This is a genomic window from Nonomuraea monospora, assembly GCF_039531895.1.
In the GTDB taxonomy this organism is placed as follows: Bacteria; Actinomycetota; Actinomycetes; order Streptosporangiales; family Streptosporangiaceae; genus Nonomuraea; species Nonomuraea monospora.
The window spans coordinates 1-15,410 of the sequence record NZ_BAAAQX010000019.1 but is presented as its reverse complement, the minus strand read 5'-3'; the positions used below and the strand labels follow the sequence as shown (position 1 = coordinate 15,410).

17 protein-coding genes and 1 tRNA gene are annotated in these 15,410 nt (G+C 71.3%); 13 read left to right on the top strand and 5 right to left on the bottom strand.

Features of this window, described 5'->3' with window-relative positions; genetic code table 11:
- The first annotated feature begins 3 nt into the window (after positions 1-3).
- Positions 4-1,305, top strand: a complete 1,302-nt coding sequence (locus ABD331_RS32010; protein WP_344482805.1) for a sensor histidine kinase — start codon at positions 4-6, stop codon at positions 1,303-1,305.
- A 194-nt stretch (positions 1,306-1,499) separates the two neighbouring features.
- Positions 1,500-2,153: a response regulator gene (locus ABD331_RS32005; RefSeq protein WP_344482802.1), complete on the top strand. Its 654-nt coding sequence runs from the start codon at positions 1,500-1,502 to the stop codon at positions 2,151-2,153.
- A 9-nt stretch (positions 2,154-2,162) separates the two neighbouring features.
- Here ABD331_RS32005 and secY read toward each other — a convergent pair whose 3' ends face one another.
- Positions 2,163-3,452 carry a preprotein translocase subunit SecY gene (gene secY, locus ABD331_RS32000; RefSeq protein ID WP_344482799.1) on the bottom strand — a complete coding sequence of 430 codons (1,290 nt, stop codon included), beginning with the start codon at positions 3,450-3,452 and terminating at the stop codon, positions 2,163-2,165.
- An 87-nt stretch (positions 3,453-3,539) separates the two neighbouring features.
- On the opposite strand from secY, the gene ABD331_RS31995 reads away from it, so the two are divergent.
- On the top strand, positions 3,540-4,115 hold the full coding sequence (locus tag ABD331_RS31995; RefSeq protein WP_344482796.1) for a P-loop nucleotide/nucleoside kinase family protein: 576 nt from the start codon (positions 3,540-3,542) through the stop codon (positions 4,113-4,115).
- Here ABD331_RS31995 and ABD331_RS31990 read toward each other — a convergent pair.
- A complete protein-coding gene (locus ABD331_RS31990; protein ID WP_344482793.1) occupies positions 4,100-4,879 on the bottom strand; it encodes a putative hydro-lyase in 780 nt (259 codons plus the stop codon). The two genes, ABD331_RS31995 and ABD331_RS31990, sit on opposite strands and share 16 nt — an antisense overlap.
- Positions 4,880-4,917: 38 nt before the next feature.
- Here ABD331_RS31990 and ABD331_RS31985 point away from each other — a divergent pair, with 38 nt between their 5' ends.
- A complete protein-coding gene (locus tag ABD331_RS31985) occupies positions 4,918-6,570 on the top strand; it encodes a sodium:solute symporter family protein (protein ID WP_344482790.1) in 1,653 nt (550 codons plus the stop codon).
- Positions 6,567-6,728, top strand: a complete 162-nt coding sequence (locus ABD331_RS31980) for a hypothetical protein (protein WP_344482788.1) — start codon at positions 6,567-6,569, stop codon at positions 6,726-6,728. The genes ABD331_RS31985 and ABD331_RS31980 overlap by 4 nt, the downstream gene beginning before the upstream one ends.
- Here the strand turns inward: ABD331_RS31980 and ABD331_RS31975 are convergent.
- Positions 6,715-7,134 carry a winged helix-turn-helix transcriptional regulator gene (locus ABD331_RS31975; RefSeq protein ID WP_344482785.1) on the bottom strand — a complete coding sequence of 140 codons (420 nt, stop codon included), beginning with the start codon at positions 7,132-7,134 and terminating at the stop codon, positions 6,715-6,717. The genes ABD331_RS31980 and ABD331_RS31975 overlap by 14 nt on opposite strands.
- A 78-nt stretch (positions 7,135-7,212) precedes the next feature.
- Between ABD331_RS31975 and ABD331_RS31970 the strand changes: the two genes are divergently transcribed.
- From ABD331_RS31970 to ABD331_RS31955, 4 genes are all read left to right on the top strand, one after another.
- A complete protein-coding gene (locus ABD331_RS31970; protein WP_344482782.1) occupies positions 7,213-8,145 on the top strand; it encodes an NADP-dependent oxidoreductase in 933 nt (310 codons plus the stop codon).
- A gap of 70 nt (positions 8,146-8,215) precedes the next feature.
- Complete coding sequence (locus ABD331_RS31965; RefSeq protein ID WP_344482779.1) at positions 8,216-9,487, top strand: AAA family ATPase; 1,272 nt, start codon at positions 8,216-8,218, stop codon at positions 9,485-9,487.
- Complete coding sequence (locus ABD331_RS31960) at positions 9,484-10,632, top strand: vWA domain-containing protein (protein ID WP_344482777.1); 1,149 nt, start codon at positions 9,484-9,486, stop codon at positions 10,630-10,632. Before ABD331_RS31965 ends, ABD331_RS31960 begins: the two co-directional genes overlap by 4 nt.
- A gap of 31 nt (positions 10,633-10,663) precedes the next feature.
- Complete coding sequence (locus tag ABD331_RS31955) at positions 10,664-11,341, top strand: hypothetical protein (protein WP_344482774.1); 678 nt, start codon at positions 10,664-10,666, stop codon at positions 11,339-11,341.
- Between the two features lie 7 nt (positions 11,342-11,348).
- Here ABD331_RS31955 and ABD331_RS31950 read toward each other — a convergent pair whose 3' ends face one another.
- Together ABD331_RS31950 and ABD331_RS31945 are read right to left on the bottom strand one after the other, a co-directional pair.
- Positions 11,349-11,591, bottom strand: coding sequence for a hypothetical protein (locus ABD331_RS31950; protein WP_344482771.1), 243 nt, complete (start codon positions 11,589-11,591; stop codon positions 11,349-11,351).
- A complete protein-coding gene (locus tag ABD331_RS31945) occupies positions 11,588-11,815 on the bottom strand; it encodes a DUF6158 family protein (RefSeq protein ID WP_344482769.1) in 228 nt (75 codons plus the stop codon). The genes ABD331_RS31950 and ABD331_RS31945 overlap by 4 nt, the downstream gene beginning before the upstream one ends.
- A 96-nt stretch (positions 11,816-11,911) precedes the next feature.
- Here ABD331_RS31945 and ABD331_RS31940 point away from each other — a divergent pair, with 96 nt between their 5' ends.
- The 4 genes from ABD331_RS31940 to ABD331_RS31925 form a co-directional block, all read left to right on the top strand.
- Positions 11,912-12,844, top strand: a complete 933-nt coding sequence (locus tag ABD331_RS31940; RefSeq protein WP_148440222.1) for a LysR family transcriptional regulator — start codon at positions 11,912-11,914, stop codon at positions 12,842-12,844.
- 84 nt (positions 12,845-12,928) lie between these two features.
- On the top strand, positions 12,929-14,374 hold the full coding sequence (locus ABD331_RS31935; protein WP_344482763.1) for a S1 family peptidase: 1,446 nt from the start codon (positions 12,929-12,931) through the stop codon (positions 14,372-14,374).
- A 261-nt stretch (positions 14,375-14,635) separates the two neighbouring features.
- Positions 14,636-14,709: transfer RNA gene (locus ABD331_RS31930), tRNA-Ile, on the top strand.
- A 155-nt stretch (positions 14,710-14,864) separates the two neighbouring features.
- A partial coding sequence (locus ABD331_RS31925; protein ID WP_344482759.1) for a VOC family protein occupies positions 14,865-15,410 on the top strand: 546 nt, incomplete at its 3' end.

Below are 15,410 nucleotides of genomic sequence, written 5' to 3'. Positions count from 1 at the left end.
GGGATGGCGACCGACGACACGCGGAGACCCGGGCGTCCGCACAGGCCGCTCGCCGCGCTGTCGCGCCTGAGCCGGCTGGGTGACGTGCCGGTCGTCATCATGCTGGCCTGGGCCGGGTGGCTGGCCGTTCCCTGGTCGTTCAGCGGGCTCGCACAGGCCCGCGCTGCTGCGGCTGCCGCGGCCGGTGAGGCGGAGACGCCGCCGATCGCGTCGGCTGTTGGTGAGCAGGCGCAGGGGAATCTCGTTGGTTCCGGGCACGCGCCGGGGTATTCGGCCGGTTCCGGGCAAGGGTATCCGGCTGGGTCCGGGCAGGCGCAGGCGTGTTCGGCCGGTTCCGGGCAGGCGCAGGGGCTGTTGCTTGGCTCTGGGCAGTCGCAGTGCCCGCCGACCGTGGCGGGGCCCGACCAGGGGCGGTCGGTGGCGTGGGGGATCCCCGCGGCTCGCACCGCTCCCCCTGCGACCGTGCGGCCCTGGCCCATGGGCACCACCGCCTCGCCCGACGAGACCGCCGCACTCTGTCCGGACGCCGCGCCCGCCGCGCCCGGAGTGGACGGCACGACCGCCGCGCCCGCCCTGGACCGCGTAACCGCCATATCCGGCACGGACCGCGCGACCACCGCATCCGGCACGGACCACGCGACCACCGCATCCGCCCTGGACGGCGCGATCCTGCTGGGCCTGGGCGGGGAGGCCAGCGCATCCGGCCTGGACAACGCGGGGGCTGAGGCGGTGTTGGTGGCGGAGCGGGCCAGGATCGCCGGGGAGGTGCACGACGCGGCCGGGCACGGGCTGGCCGCCATCGCCATGCAGGCCGGGCTGGCGCTCGTCAGCCTGGACGACGACCCCGAGCAGGCGCGGGCCTCCCTGCGCGCGATCCGGGACACCAGCACCACGGCGCTTGCCCACCTGCGGGCCGCGCTCGACGGCATCGACCCGCCGACCGGCGACCTGGCCGCGCTCATCGACGGCGTGCGTGCGGCGGGGCTGCCCGTGGACCTCGATCCTCCGGTCCTCGCCGTGCCCGCCCACCTGCAGAGCCCCGTCTACCGGGTGGTGCGCGAGTCGCTCACCAACGTGCTGCGGCACGCGGGGCCGACCCGGGCGCTGGTGCGGGCGGCCGGTGGGCCGCACGGGTTCGTGGTGGAGGTCGCCGACCGTGGCATCGGGGCGGTGGGGTCGGGTGAGGGGCGCGGGCTGGCCGGGATGCGCGCCAAGGTGAGCGAGGCGGGCGGCCACTTCGTGGCGGGGCCGCGCGAAGGCGGCGGGTTCCGCGTGGTGGCCCGGTTCCCGCAGGTCTCGGCGTGATCAGCGCAGAGAACTCGACCACCGCAGCGGGCCGGGCAGGCGCCGAAGGTGTGGCGAGCGCTGAGGGCGTGGCAAGCGCTGACGCCCGAGGAAGCACAGAGGACCGAGCGAGCGCAAAGGGCGTGGCGAACGCAGAGGGCGTGCCGAGTGCTGAGGGCGTGAGTGGGGCCGAGGGTGTGGGTGGGGCTGAGGGTGTGATCAGGGTTGCGGTTGCGGACGATCAGGCCGTCGTGCGGATGGGGTTGCGGGCGTTGCTGGAGCGGGAGCCCGGCATGGAGTGCGTCGGCGAGGCGGGCGACGGCCGGGCGGCGCTGGCGCTGATCCGCCGTACCCGCCCCGACGTCCTGCTGCTCGACATCCGCATGCCCGGCATGGACGGCCTGGCCGCCCTGCGTGCCATCGCCGACGATCCCGGGCTGCGCGGCACCCGTATCGTCGTGGTGACGACGTTCGCCGTGGACGAGTACGTCTTCACCGCCCTACAGGCCGGCGCCAGCGGCTTCCTGCTCAAGGACAGCGCCCCCGACGAGCTGGTCAACGCCGTGCGGGTGGTGGCCGCCGGGGAGGCGTTGCTGTCGCCGGCCATCACCAGGAAGGTCATCGGCCTGTTCGGCAGGGGCGGCGACGCCAGGCCGGTCGAGGGGATCGAGACGCTCACGCCCCGGGAGCGGGAGCTGGTGGCGTGGGTGGCGACCGGGCGGTCGAACGAGGAGATCGCCAGGGAGCTGACGATCAGCCCCGACACCGTGCGCACGCACGTCAGCCGCGCCATGGTGAAGCTGCACGCCAGGGATCGGGCGCAGCTCGTGGTGTTCGCGATGCGAGCCGGCCTCGCCCTGCCCGCCTGATGTCCACTTCTACTTCAGGAAGCCTTCGTAGTTGCGTTGCTGGAGCTGGGCCTCGATCTGCTTCACGGTGTCCAGCCCCACCCCCACCATGATCAGGATGCTGGTCCCCCCGAACGGAAAGTTCTGCTGCGTCCCCGGATCCCGCAGGATCGCGAACGCCACCAGCGGCAGCAACGCCAGCACCGCCAGGTACAACGCCCCCGGCGCCGTCAACCGGCTGAGCACGTAACCCAGGTAGGCCGCGGTGGGCCGCCCCGGCCGGATGCCCGGCACGAACCCGCCGTACCTGCGGATCCCGTCGGCCACCTCCTCGGGATTGAAGGTGATCGACACGTAGAAGTACGCGAAGCCGGCGATGAGCAGCACGTACGTCCCCATGTAGAGCGGATGCGTCCCGGACGTGAGGTTGAGCTCCACCCAGGCCCGCGCCTCGGCGCCCAGCAGGGGCGCCACCAGCGTCGGCAGGTATAGCAGCGACGAGGTGAAGATGACGGGCACGATGCCCGCCTGGTTGACCTTCATGGGAATGTAGGTGTTCCGCCCCCCGTACGTGCGCTTGCCGATGAGCTGCTTGGCGTACGAGACCGGTATGCGCCGCTGCGCCTGCTCCACGAACACCACGGCGGCGACCAGGAACAGCCCGGACACGATCATCACCACGAAGCTCATCGGGCTGAGCACGAAGATCTTCGACAGGTACGCTGGGAACACGGCCACCACCTGCGTGAAGATCAGCAGCGACATGCCGTTGCCTACCCCCCGCTCGGTGATCAGCTCGCCCAGCCACATGACCGCGCAGGCCCCCGCGACCATGGTCAGCACGATCACGGTCACGGCGAGCAGCCCGTCGTCGCGCAGCAGCGGCTGGGGGCAGCCGGGCAGGAGCCGGCCGGTGCGGGCGAGGGTGACGATGGTGCCGGCGTTGAGGACGGCGAGGCCGACCGTGGCGTACCGGGTGTACTGGGTGATCTTGGCCTGGCCGTTCTGGCCCTCCTTCCTGAGCGCCTCCAGCCTGGGGATCACCACGGCGAGCAGTTGCATGACGATGCTCGCCGTGATGTACGGCATGACGCCGAGCGCGAACACGGAGAGCTGCAGCATGGCGCCTCCGCTGAGCAGCTGCACCATGTCGAACACGCCGCCGCTGGCGGACCCGAGGCACTGGCGAACCACCACGATGTCCACGCCGGGGGCGGGCATGAGCTGCCCGAGCCGGAACAGCACGATGACGCCCAGCGTGAACAGCACCTTCCCCCGCAGGTCCGGCACTCGGAAGACTCTGGTCAAGACGGTCAGCATGGGCAACGAGTCTGCTGTCCGGCGGGGCCGCGGTCGTCCGCCGAGGCGAGGCGTCCGCGTACGCAGATCCGCGTATACGGTGATCACGTGAGCACGCTCTGGGTGATCAGCGGGCCGCCCGGGGCGGGCAAGTCGACGGTGGCGGCCGAGCTGCTCGCGCGCCTGTCCCCGGTGCCCGCGCTACTCGACAAGGACACCGTGTACGGCGGCTTCGCGGCGGAGGTGCTGCGGGCCCACGGACGTCCCGACGGCGAGCGCGAGGGCCCCTGGTACGACCGGCACATCAAGCGGCACGAGTACGAGGGGCTGACGAGGATCGCCAGGCAGGTGCGCGGGCACGGCTGCCCGGTGCTGCTCGACGGCCCGTTCACGACGCAGGTGCACGACGCGGCGCGGTGGGCGGAGTGGGTGGCGGAGCTGGGCGGGCCGCCGGTGCGGCTGCTGTGGGTGCGCTCCGACGGGCCGACCCTGCGCGAACGGCTGACGGCCAGAGGGCTGGGCAGGGACGCGGGGAAGCTGGCGGCGTTCGACGACTATCTGCGGAACATCAGGGTGGACGAGCCGCCGGTCGTACCGCATCTGGAGATCGACAACCGGCGGGGCGCGCCGCCGGTCGGGCGGCAGCTCACGGCGGCGGGGATCGGCGCTCAGGTCACCAGGTAGTCGTCGTCCCGCACGTCCATGATCGCCATGTGCCCCGGCAGGTGGCCTATCGCGAAGTCCACCCCGCTGGCCAGCACCGCCGCCTGCGGCGTCACCCCGCAGGCCCAGAACAGCGGCACCTCGCCCTCCCGCACCTCCACCGGATCCCCGTAGTCGGGGCTGGCGAGGTCGTCGATGCCGATCGCCGCCGGGTCGCCGACGTGCACGGGCGCGCCGTGCACCATCGGGTAGCGGCCGCTCACCTCGACGGCGGTGGCGACGAGCTTCTCCGGGACCGGCCGCATCGACACGACCAGCGGCCCCGACAGGCTGCCGGTGGAACGGCAGGGCACGCTGGTGACGTACATCGGCACGTTCGTCCTGGACTCCAGGTGCCGCACCGGCACGCCGGCGGCCAGCAGCGCCCGCTCGAAGGTGAAGCTGCAGCCGATCAGGAACGGCACGAGGTCCTCGCGCCACTCGGCCACCACCTGGTCGAGGTCGGCGACCGCCTCGCCGTCGAGGTAGAGCCGGTAGCCGGGCAGGTCCGTGCGCAGATCGCCGGAGAACAGCTCGGTGGACCAGGCTCCGGGCTCGCCGACGTCGAGCACCGGGCACGCCTGGGGGTTTCGGTGGGCGAACAGCAGCAACTCGTACCGCAGCCGTGCGGGCACGGCGATGAGGTTGGCCTGCGTCCAGCCCTGGCACCAGCCGGCGGTGGGCACCCGCTCGCCGGTGCGGAAGCGCTCCCGCGCCTGCGCGGGGCTCAGGTCGGCGACATCCACGCCTCTGAGCGTATGAGGGCGGCATACGAAGGTCCACCATGGGTAGCCGCTTGGCCGTGCGTCTCGACGTGAACCTCCTCGACTATGTGCTCATCGCGATCTACTTCGTGACCGTGCTCGCCATCGGGTTCGCCGCACGCAAGCGGATCAGCTCCAGCCTCGACTTCTTCCTGGCCGGGCGCGGGCTGCCGGCCTGGATCACGGGGCTGGCGTTCGTCTCGGCGAACCTCGGCGCGATCGAGATCCTCGGCATGGCGGCCCAGGGCGTGCAGTACGGCGCGATGACGTTGCACTACTACTGGATCGGCGCCGTGCCGGCGATGGTGTTCCTCGGCCTGGTGATGATGCCGTTCTACTACCGCTCGAAGGTGCGCAGCGTGCCGGAGTTCCTGCGCAGGCGCTTCAACCCGGCCACCCAGTTGCTGAACGCGATCACGTTCGCCGTCGCGCAGGTGCTCATCGCCGGGGTGAACCTGTACGCGCTGGCCCTGGTCGTCGAGGCGCTGCTGGGCTGGCCGCTGGTGGTGTCGGTGGTGGTGTCCGCGGTGATCGTGCTGGCCTACATCACGCTCGGCGGGCTCTCCTCGGCGATCTACAACGAGGTGCTGCAGTTCTTCGTGATCCTGGCCGGGCTGATCCCGCTGACGGTGCTGGGGCTGATCGAGGTGGGCGGCTTCTCGGGGCTGGCCGAGCGGGTACGGCAGAGCACGCTCGGCGAGGCGGGCCTGCACACCTGGGCGGACACGTTCAACGGCGACAACCCGATGCAGGCGCACTGGATCGGGATCGTGTTCGGGCTCGGGTTCGTGCTCTCCTTCGGCTACTGGACCACGAACTTCGCCGAGGTGCAGCGGGCCCTGTCGGCCAGGAACACGAACGCGGCCCGGCTGACGCCGATCATCGCCGCGTACCCGAAGATCTTCATCCCGCTGATCACCGTGCTGCCAGGACTGATCGCGCTCGTCCTGTACAGCGGGTGGGGGCAGGGGCAGGACTACAACAACGCGATCCCGCTGCTGATGCGCGACCTGCTGCCGAACGGCGTGCTCGGCGTCGCGGTGACCGGGCTGCTGGCCTCGTTCATGGCGGGGATGGCGGCCAACATCAGCGGGTTCAACACGGTCTTCACCAACGACATCTGGCAGGCGCACCTGCGGCCAGGACGCGAGGACCGGCACTACCTGCTGGTGGGCCGGGTCGCGACCGTGGTCGGCGTGGGGCTGGGGGTCGGCACGGCGTTCATCGCGGCCGGTTACTCCAACATCATGAATTACCTGCAGACGCTCTTCTCGTTCTTCAACGCTCCGCTGTTCGCGACGTTCATCCTCGGACTGTTCTGGCGGCGGATGACGCCGTGGGCCGGGTTCTGGGGGCTGCTCGCCGGAACGGTGGCGGCCTTCGCGTCGTACATCTCGTACAAGGCGGGGCTGGTGGACTTCGGCACCGAGCTGAACGCCAGCTTCTGGGGCGCGGGGATCGCGTTCGGCGTGGACATCGCGGTGTCCGTGGTGATCACGCTGGTCACCACGGAGAAACCGGAGGAGGAGCTGCGCGGGCTCGTGTACGGGCTCGCCGACGTGAATCTGGAGGACGACGCGCTGGCCGGGGACGCGCGGTGGTACCGCTCGCCGCTGCTGCTCGGCGTGGGCGCGCTCGTCCTGGCGGTGCTGGCTTACGGGGTGATCGTGTGAGTGACATCCGGATGGTGATCGGCGGGCTGTTCCTGCTGTACGGCGTGATCCTGATCGTCGCGGGGCTGGTGGGCGACGTGATCAATCTGTGGACGGGGCTGGCGATGGCGGTGTTCGGGGGCGCGTTCGTGGTGTGGGCGCGGATCAAACGGGTCTGAGCGGCTTGAGCGGCTGTTCGGCTCGTTCGTCGTAGGCCTGACGGGCGGCGATGACGTCGTCGGCGTGCTCGCCCGCCCACTCGCCGATGGCCTGCAGCACGCCGATGGCGCTGCGCCCCAGGTCGGTCAGCTCGTACTCGACGCGCGGCGGGATCGTCGGGTAGACGGTCCTGGTCACCACGCCGTCGCGTTCCAGGCCGCGCAGGGTCTGCGCCAGCATCTTCTGGGTGAGCCCGTCGAGCATCCTGCGCAGCTCGTTGAACCGCCGGGGGCCGTCGAGCAGGGCGCCCATGACGAGCCCCGTCCACTTGCTGGTGAACAGGTCGAGCACGGTGCGGGGCTTGCAGGCCCGCAGGAACGCGTCCGCGCCGCCGTAGCTCCTGAGATCGGGAAAGGTGGTATCCATCAGGTACCTGAATACCAATCAGGTGCCTTCTTCACAAGCGGAACCAGCATGACCAGCATGTCTTTCGTGACAGAAAACATGCGTGCGATCGTTTACCGCTCTTTCGGCGAGCCAGAGGTGCTGGAGCTCGCCGACGTCCCCCGTCCCGAGCCGCAGCCGCACGAGGTGCTCGTCCGCGTCAAGGCCGCCGGCGTCAACCCGCCGGACTGGAAGCTGCGGCGGGCGCCGTACCCGCCGGACTACCTCGAACCGCCGCTGATCCCCGGCTGGGACGTGTCCGGCGTCGTCGAGGAGGCCGGCGCGTACGTCGGCCGGTTCAAGCCCGGCGACGAGGTGTTCGGCATGCTGAACTTCCCGCTCTACGCCGGAGCCTACGCGGAGTACGTGGTGGCCAGGCCGCGGCAGTTCGCGCTCAAGCCCGCCGGGATCACGCACACGCAGGCGGCGGCGCTGCCCATGGGCGCGCTGACGGCGTGGCAAGGGTTCGCCGACATCGCCGGCGTCTCGCCTGGTCAGCGGGTGCTCGTGCACGCCGCCGCCGGTGGGGTCGGGCATCTGACGGTGCAGCTCGCCAAGCTGCGCGGGGCGTACGTGATCGGCACGGCACGGGCCGCCAAGCACGACTTCGTCCGGGGGCTCGGGGCCGACGAGGTGATCGACTACACCGCCACGGACTTCGCCTCGGCCGTGTCCGGCGTGGACGTCGTGGTGGACATCGTCGGCAAGGACTATCCGGCCAGGTCGCTCCCCCTCATCCGGCCTGGAGGCGCGCTCGTCGCGGTGTCCGGGATGACGCCGGAGGACGTCGCGGCGTACACGGAGGCCGGGGTGCGGCACGGGCTGTTCGTCGTGGAGCCCGACCACGCGGCGCTGGCCGCGGTGGCCGGGCTGGCGGCGGAGGGGTCGCTGAACGTGCACGTGGACCGGGTCTTCCCGCTGGCCGAGGCCGCCAAGGCGCACGCGCTGATGGAGAGCGGGGACTTCGTCGGCAAGCTCGTCCTGGAGATTTGACATCCGCCTTTGCGTCAACCTACGTTGACCCTTGGAGGGTCAATCAAAGTTGACGCGAGGTGGTTCGTTCATGGATGCGTTGTCCGTCGCCATTTCGGCGAACCTGCCGGTCCTGCTGTGGGGCGCGCCGGGGACCGGGAAGACCTCGGCCGTGCTGGCGCTGGGGGAACGGCTCGGGCTGCCGGTGGAGGTCGTGGTCGGCTCCATCCGGGAGCCGAGCGACTTCGCCGGGCTGCCCATGCTGCGCGACGGGGAGACCTGGTTCGCGCCGCCCCGGTGGGCCGAGCGGCTGGCCGCCGCGGGGCGGGGGATCCTCTTCCTCGACGAGCTGACCACGGCGCCGCCCGCCGTACAGGCTGCGATGTTGCGGGTGGTGCTGGAGCGGGCCGTGGGAGACCTGGCGCTGCCGCCGTCGGTGCGGATCGTCGCCGCCGCCAACCCGCCCGTGCAGGCGGCCGATGGGTGGGATCTGTCGGCGCCGCTCGCCAACCGGCTCGTTCACCTCGACTGGACGGTGAGTGCCGAGGTGGTGGCGGAGGGGTTCATCGGTGGGTTCGCCGCGCCGGGGGGCTTCGGGCGGGTGGAGGTCGGGTCGGTGGGGCGGGCGCGGGCGATGGTGGGGGCTTTTTTGCGGGTACGGCCTGAGTTGGTGCTGGTGGTGCCTGACGGGGCTTCTCGGGCTTGGCCTAGTCCGCGTACTTGGGAGATGGCGGCCATGGCGTTGGCCTGCACCTCCGGGGCGGCCCTTGGCGGCGGCACCGGCGACTCCCTAACCGGCACCAGCGGCTCTTTTGTCGACACCAGCGGCTCTTTGATGGGCACCGGCGGCTCCCCCACCGGCACCAGCGCCTTCTCCACTGGCGCTAGCTGCTTCTCCACCGGCACCGGCGACGGCGTCGCTGCCTCCGGTGCGGCGGGGAACGGGGCGAGGCCGGTGGCGGCCCCGGTGGAGCGGGCGGCGCCCGGGATGGAGCGGGTGCGGGCCGAGCTGGTGGTCGGGGCCGTCGGGGAGGCCGCCGGGTTCGAGCTGCTGTCCTGGCTGCGCGACCTGGACCTGCCCGACCCCGCCACCCTGCTCGCCGACCCGGACGCCCCGCTGCCCGACCGGGTGGACCGGGTGCACGCCGTGCTCGGCTCCGTGGTGGCGCACGTCGCCGCCGACGGCAGCGCGGACGCGTGGCAGCGGGCGTGGACGGTGATCGGCCGGGTCGCCCGCCGCACCCCGGACGTGGCCGCCACCGCAGCCCGCTCCCTCGCCGCCCGCCGCCCCCACGGCGCGGTGCTGCCGTCCACGGTGCTGGAGCTGGCGCCGATCCTGCGATCCGCGGGGCTGATGCCATGAACGCCATTCCCGAGCCCGCGGCCCACGGGGCTGATGCCGTGAACGCCGCGCTGGAGCGCTTCGCCGGTGCCCGGTTGTGGGCCGCCACGCAGGCGCCGTACCTGGCCTCGGCCCTGTTCGCCCTCACGCCCCTCCCCCACGACACGGCCCCGCCCCGCCCCACCGCCGACGAGCACTGGAACGTGCACCTCCACCCGTCCACCACCCCCACCACTCCCGTCCCCGACCTCGGCTGGTGGCTCCTCCACCACGTCGGGCACCTCCTCAGGGACCACCACACCCGAGCCCGCCCGTTCGAGGCCGAACGCTGGGCCCGCGCCGCCGACGCCGAGGTCAACGACGACCTTCCGGACGCCGCCCCCGCCGACGCCATCTCCCCCGAGTCACTCGGCCTCCCGGACGGCCTGCTCGCCGAACGGTACGCCGAACTGCTCGACCTCATCGACACGCCACCCCACCTCACCCCCTGCGCCGACCCCCCGTTCACCGGCCCCGAGGCGATGACGGCGCTGGAGCGGGAGCTGCTGTCCAGGGCGGTGGCCGCCGAGATCGAAGCCAGGGGAACGGCCCCCGGCGGCTGGCGGCGCTGGGCCGAGGCCACGCTGCGCCCCGAGGTGGACTGGCGGGCCACGCTGGCCAGGCTCGTCCGCAGGGGCCTGGCGCAGGCCGCGGGCCGGGTGGACTACAGCTACCGCCGCCCGTCGAGGCGCGCCGCCGCCGTGCCGTCGATCGTCCTGCCCGCCCTGGTCCGCCCGCTCCCCCGCGTGACCGTCCTGGTCGACACGTCGGGCAGCGTCACCCGCCCCGCGCTCGAACAGGCCCTCGCCGAGCTGGACGGCGTCCTGCGCGCCACCGGGCACCAGCGGCTGGACGTGATCTGCTGCGACACTCAGGCGTACCCGGCCCAGCGGGTACGGGCGGCGGCCCAGGTGGAGCTGGTGGGCGGCGGCGGCACGGACCTGCGTCCCGGCTTCGAGGCGGCCGAACGGGGGGCCGATGTGCTGGTCGTGCTGACCGACGGCGACACCCCGTGGCCGCCGCACCGCCCCCGCCCGTACGTCGTGACCTGCCTGTTCGGCGACCGCCACACGGCCCCGCACTGGGCGGGCGCGGTCCGCGTACCGCATGGAAAGGGCCCGGGATGACGTCCCGCACACCGCACGAAAGGAATCCCAGATGACGGGGTGGGACGGCTTCACGCAAGGTGAGGTGCGGCGCTGGCGAGGGGCGGGTTTCCGCCCCGAGGAGGCGGCGGCCTGGCGCGCGGCGGGCGTGACCACCCCCGCGGACGCCCGCCTCTGGACGACCGCCGCCGCCACCCCGGAAACGGTCGTCACCTGGCACCGAGCAGGCATGACCCCGCAGGACGCGGTGCGCTGGCACGAGCTGGGCGCCGCCCCGCACGACGCCGCCCGCAGGCACCTGGCGGGCGAGCGCCCGCGCCGGATCCCCTGGCGGGCGCGGCTGGCCGTGCCGGAACCGGCCGCGCCCGCCCCCGAGGTGGTGGAGGTGCTGCGACGGCTGCTGCGGGCAGGCGTGCCCGCCGACGTGGCCCGCGCCTACGCCGACGCCGGATGGGACGGGGCCGAGGCCGAGGAGTGGGCGCGCCGCCGGGTCGATCAGGGGGACGCGCGGGTGTTCCGGGCGCTCGGCTTCACGGCGGCCGAGGCTCGCGCGACCGGGCGGCCCGCGGTGGGGGTCATGGCCGCCTGGTGGGGCGCCGTCCCGCTGGAGGAGGTGGCGGCGTGGTGCGCGGCCGGGCTGACGCCCGGGGAGGCGGCCCGGCAGCGCGCGTCGGGCGTCACGGCGGAACAGGCGGCCGTCCTGCGCGCCCTGTCGGCCTCCGGTCCGTGAAAATCCCTCAGTATTCGACCTCGAACGTGTGCGGCCCCAGCCCGTACCCGTCGCCGTACGGCACCACGTACCCCTGCTCCATCAGCCGCGCCAGGCTCGCCCGCACCTCCTCCTCCGTCAGGCCGGCCGCCCGCACGATCCCGCCGAGGTTCGCGCCGCCGCCGCCCGACTCCACGGCCTGGGAGGCGACGGCCTCGTACACGTGAATGTCCAGGTCCGAGAGGGCCTGTACGTCGTGACCTTCTGTCATGAGCGCTGCCTCGCTCCCTCCCTCAGCCGCAACGGGTCGACCTCGCGGTCGGGGTAGCGGCGGAGGTATTCGACCTCCAGCTCGTTCGTGCGGGAGGTGTGGCGGTCGAGCGCGTCGTCTGACCCGTGGAAAAAAGTATCGCTCCGGGTCGTGTGCAACTGGCGCAGCTCGCGAACCAGATCATCGTCGCTGAGCTGGGCCGGATCGATTCCCATCGTCGTCATGCGCTCCCCCTACCCCAGGAACCCCCGACCAATATCTGTCACAATTCCTGACATATAGGCATTGTTTGTAAGAGATCGTCGCCTTACCTTCCCGTTATGGACCTCGAGCTCAGGCACCTCAGGATCGTCCGCGCGGTCGCGGACGCGGGAAGTGTGAGCAAGGCCGCGTCCCTGCTCGGGCTGGCACAACCGGCCCTGACCGCACAGCTCAAGCGCATCGAGAGGGTGCTCGGCGGCGCCCTCTTCGAGCGTGACCGCCACGGCGCCAGGCCCACCCGCCTCGGCGAACTCGTGCTCGCCAGAGCACGCGTCCTTCTTCCCGCTGCCAAAGAACTGCAGGACGAAGCCGTACGTTTCGCTCACACCCCCTCCCCCGGCTTCCGCATCGGCGCCACGAACGGGCCGATACTCGGCGGGCTGGTCGACCGGCTCGCCGCGGAGCGGAAGGTCAGCACGTACACGTCATGGTCGACGCACGAGCTGAACAGCATGGTCGAGCTCGGCCGCCTCGACTACGTACTGACCGGGGCCTGCGGCGACTCCGGCACCCCCACCGGCACGCTGTTATGGGAGACGATCAGCCTCGATCCCGTCTTCTGCCTGGTCGGAGAGGAACATCCCGTCGCCAAGGAGAAGGAGGTGGAGCTGGCCGACCTCGCCGGGGAGCAGTGGGCGGTGACGCCCGGCGACGGCTGTTTCGCGGACTGCTTCGCGATGGCCTGCGCGCGGGCCGGGTTCACGCCTGGCACGATCTACGAGACCGACGTACCCACCTGCGCCCACCTCGCGCAGGTCGGACGGGCCGTCGTGCTCTGCCAGGCCACCCACCAGGCCGCCCAGGGGCTGATCATGGTGCCGCTCGCGGGCGCGCCACTGCGCTGGCGGCAGCTCCTCGGCCGCCACCCCACCGCACCCGAGGCCGCCTGGGTCGTCGGTCAGGCGAAACAGGCCCACATGGACGCCGTACGCCGGAGCCCGGTCTACTACGACTGGCTGGTACGAAATCCGGGTTACGGCACCGCTCCATAACACGGCGATAGGGGCAAAGTAATACTCCTCCGCGTCTGGGACCGCCGTTACCGTGACGGCACCCCCAGCAGCGAGGAGACACCCATGCTCCGTACCCCGGCGCTGATCGCGGTCGCGATCGGCGCGTTACTCGTGACGACGGCGCCGGCCGTCGCCACCGCGAAACCACCGTCAGGCGTGGTCGACGCCCTGCAGCGCGACCTCGGCATCAGCAAGGACCAGGCGATCAACCGCCTGTCCAACGAGGCCCGCGGGAACGCCGCCGCACCGGGCCTGAGCAAGAAGCTCGGCGACCGCTATGCCGGAACCTGGTACGAAGGCGCGGAAAGCGCGCTCGTCGTGGCCAGCACGTCCGCCGCCGACACGGCCGCCATCACCCGCGCCGGAGCCACCGCCCGCGTCGTGCCGCGCTCGTACGCGCAGCTCACCGCGGCCAAGGAGAGCCTCGACCGCACCGCCCCGCCGGCCTCCGTACACAGCTGGGCCGTCTCCCCGCAGAGCAACTCCGTCGTCGTCCTGACCAGCGACGAGCAGGCCGCCCGCACCTGGGTCGCGGCCAGCGGCCTGTCCGACCCCGCTGCCGTGACGTACGAGGCCTCGTCCGAACGCCCGCGCCTGTTCTACGACATCCGCGGCGGGGACGCCTACTACACCTCGGACGGCTACCGCTGCTCCATCGGCTTCGCCGCCAGGCGCGGCACCCAGCTCGGCTTCACCACCGCAGGCCACTGCGGCACCAACGGGATCACCACGACCGGCTTCAACCGGGTGGCGCAGGGCACGTTCCAGATCTCGTCGTTCCCTGGCAACGACTACGCCTGGGTCGCCACCAACACCAACTGGACCGCCCCCGGCGTCGTCAACGGCTACAGCGCCGGCATCCTCCCCGTCCGCGGCTCGGCCGTCACCCAGCCCCAGGGCTCCATCTGCCGCTCCGGCTCCACCACCCAGTGGCACTGCGGCACCGTCCAGGCACTCAACTCCACCGTCAACTACCCGGAAGGCACCGTCTCCGGCCTGACCCGCACCAACGTGTGCGCGGAAGGCGGCGACTCCGGTGGATCGTTCATCTCCGGCGACCAGGCCCAGGGCATGACGTCCGGCGGCTCCGGCAACTGCTCCGTCGGCGGAACCACCTACTTCCAGCCCATCGGCGAGATCCTCTCCGTGGGCGGCCTCACCCTCGTCACCTCCGGCGGCACCGACCCGCCGCCCACCGGCTGCCAGGGCTACGAGGAGACGTACAGCGGATCCCTGACCTCCAACCAGAGCGCCTACCAGCCGAACGGCTCCTACTACCAGGCAACCGTGTCCGGCACCCACGCGGCCTGCCTCGACGGGCCCGCCGGGGTTGACTTCGACATCTACCTGCAGAGGTGGAACGGGGCTTCGTGGGCCGTCGTGGCCAGCGGCACCAGCCCCAACCCTGACGAGACCCTCAGCTACAACGGGGCTGCCGGGTACTACCGGTACCGCGTGCACGCCTACAGCGGGTCCGGCTCCTACACGCTGGGCCTGAACCGTCCGTAGAGATCGGTCTTTTTGTGGCGGACGAGTAGCGAGCTGCGGTCCTTCATCGCTCGCTGCTCGTCCGCCTCCTTTTGGCTGTGGTCGTGTTGTGGGTGGTGGCTGGGGCTGCTTCTGTGGGGGTGGGCGTGGGATGATGTTGGTGGAGGGGCTCTTTGTCCGGTCGGGTGGGCGCCACGGACGGGGTTGATGCTCTAGCCTTAGCTTGCGGTGGGCTTGGCGTGATCCTTCTGGGGCCTGCTGTGTGGTGCATAACTTCATCTAGGGGCGGTAGCTCAGCCGGTCAGAGCATCGGACTCATAATCCGTGGGTCGTGGGTTCAAGTCCCACCCGCCCTACTCACCAATACCGCATTCGACCTGGGGTTTCTCGGTTTTCGCCGACCTCTGATCTCGTTGTTGATCATGGTTGGTTGCTCGGTGGTTGCTCTTGTGTACGGACCGCGTACGGCGGTAGATCGTTTAGACCGCCATCGTCAACTCCGATCCCGGAGATGACCATCAGAGGGTCAGGTCAGAAGGCCTGCACGGCCTCGCCAGGCCAACGATGGACTCATGTGAGATCAAGCCTTGGCCAAGCCTGCTCGCCTTGCTCACGACGCATTTCTGACCAACAGATAAAAGATCCGCTGCTTCTCATAGCGATCCTCTCGGCCCGGCATCCAGTCCAGCCTGTAGGTCGATCGGCTGCGCTACGTGTGTGGCAGCCCCTTGAGGACAAAGAGACAGGCCCGCCGGAGGATCGGCGAGGGCGTCCAGTTGGTCGGCGAGAGATCTCGGCCGATGTCGCGACGCGACGGTATCGCGCGGTCGAGGCGGGAGAGGCCGTCCCGGTCCGGATCTCCCACGCCGTGATGAACTCCAGCGATCCGAATCGCACGCGGGACTTCTATGAGAAGGTGCTCGGTTTCAAGCTCAGCGACACGCTCTGGAGCAGTCACATGGGCGAGATGATGCACTTCATGCGGTGCAACGACTGGCACCACAGTCTCGCGATCGCCCGCGGACCGCACACCTCGGTCCACCACGTGTCGTTCGAG

What these genes read in the sequence shown, in the direction of transcription:
- ABD331_RS31985 (WP_344482790.1), top strand. Translation starts at nt 4,918, where the DNA reads ATGGGTAGCCGCTTGGCCGTGCGTCTCGACGTGAACCTCCTCGACTAT.
- ABD331_RS31950 (WP_344482771.1), bottom strand. Translation starts at nt 11,591, where the DNA reads ATGACAGAAGGTCACGACGTACAGGCCCTCTCGGACCTGGACATTCAC.
- ABD331_RS32010 (WP_344482805.1), top strand. Translation starts at nt 4, where the DNA reads ATGGCGACCGACGACACGCGGAGACCCGGGCGTCCGCACAGGCCGCTC.
- ABD331_RS31945 (WP_344482769.1), bottom strand. Translation starts at nt 11,815, where the DNA reads ATGACGACGATGGGAATCGATCCGGCCCAGCTCAGCGACGATGATCTG.
- ABD331_RS31975 (WP_344482785.1), bottom strand. Translation starts at nt 7,134, where the DNA reads ATGGATACCACCTTTCCCGATCTCAGGAGCTACGGCGGCGCGGACGCG.
- ABD331_RS31955 (WP_344482774.1), top strand. Translation starts at nt 10,664, where the DNA reads ATGACGGGGTGGGACGGCTTCACGCAAGGTGAGGTGCGGCGCTGGCGA.
- ABD331_RS31960 (WP_344482777.1), top strand. Translation starts at nt 9,484, where the DNA reads ATGAACGCCATTCCCGAGCCCGCGGCCCACGGGGCTGATGCCGTGAAC.
- secY (WP_344482799.1), bottom strand. Translation starts at nt 3,452, where the DNA reads ATGCTGACCGTCTTGACCAGAGTCTTCCGAGTGCCGGACCTGCGGGGG.
- ABD331_RS31940 (WP_148440222.1), top strand. Translation starts at nt 11,912, where the DNA reads ATGGACCTCGAGCTCAGGCACCTCAGGATCGTCCGCGCGGTCGCGGAC.
- ABD331_RS31935 (WP_344482763.1), top strand. Translation starts at nt 12,929, where the DNA reads ATGCTCCGTACCCCGGCGCTGATCGCGGTCGCGATCGGCGCGTTACTC.
- ABD331_RS31970 (WP_344482782.1), top strand. Translation starts at nt 7,213, where the DNA reads ATGCGTGCGATCGTTTACCGCTCTTTCGGCGAGCCAGAGGTGCTGGAG.
- ABD331_RS31965 (WP_344482779.1), top strand. Translation starts at nt 8,216, where the DNA reads ATGGATGCGTTGTCCGTCGCCATTTCGGCGAACCTGCCGGTCCTGCTG.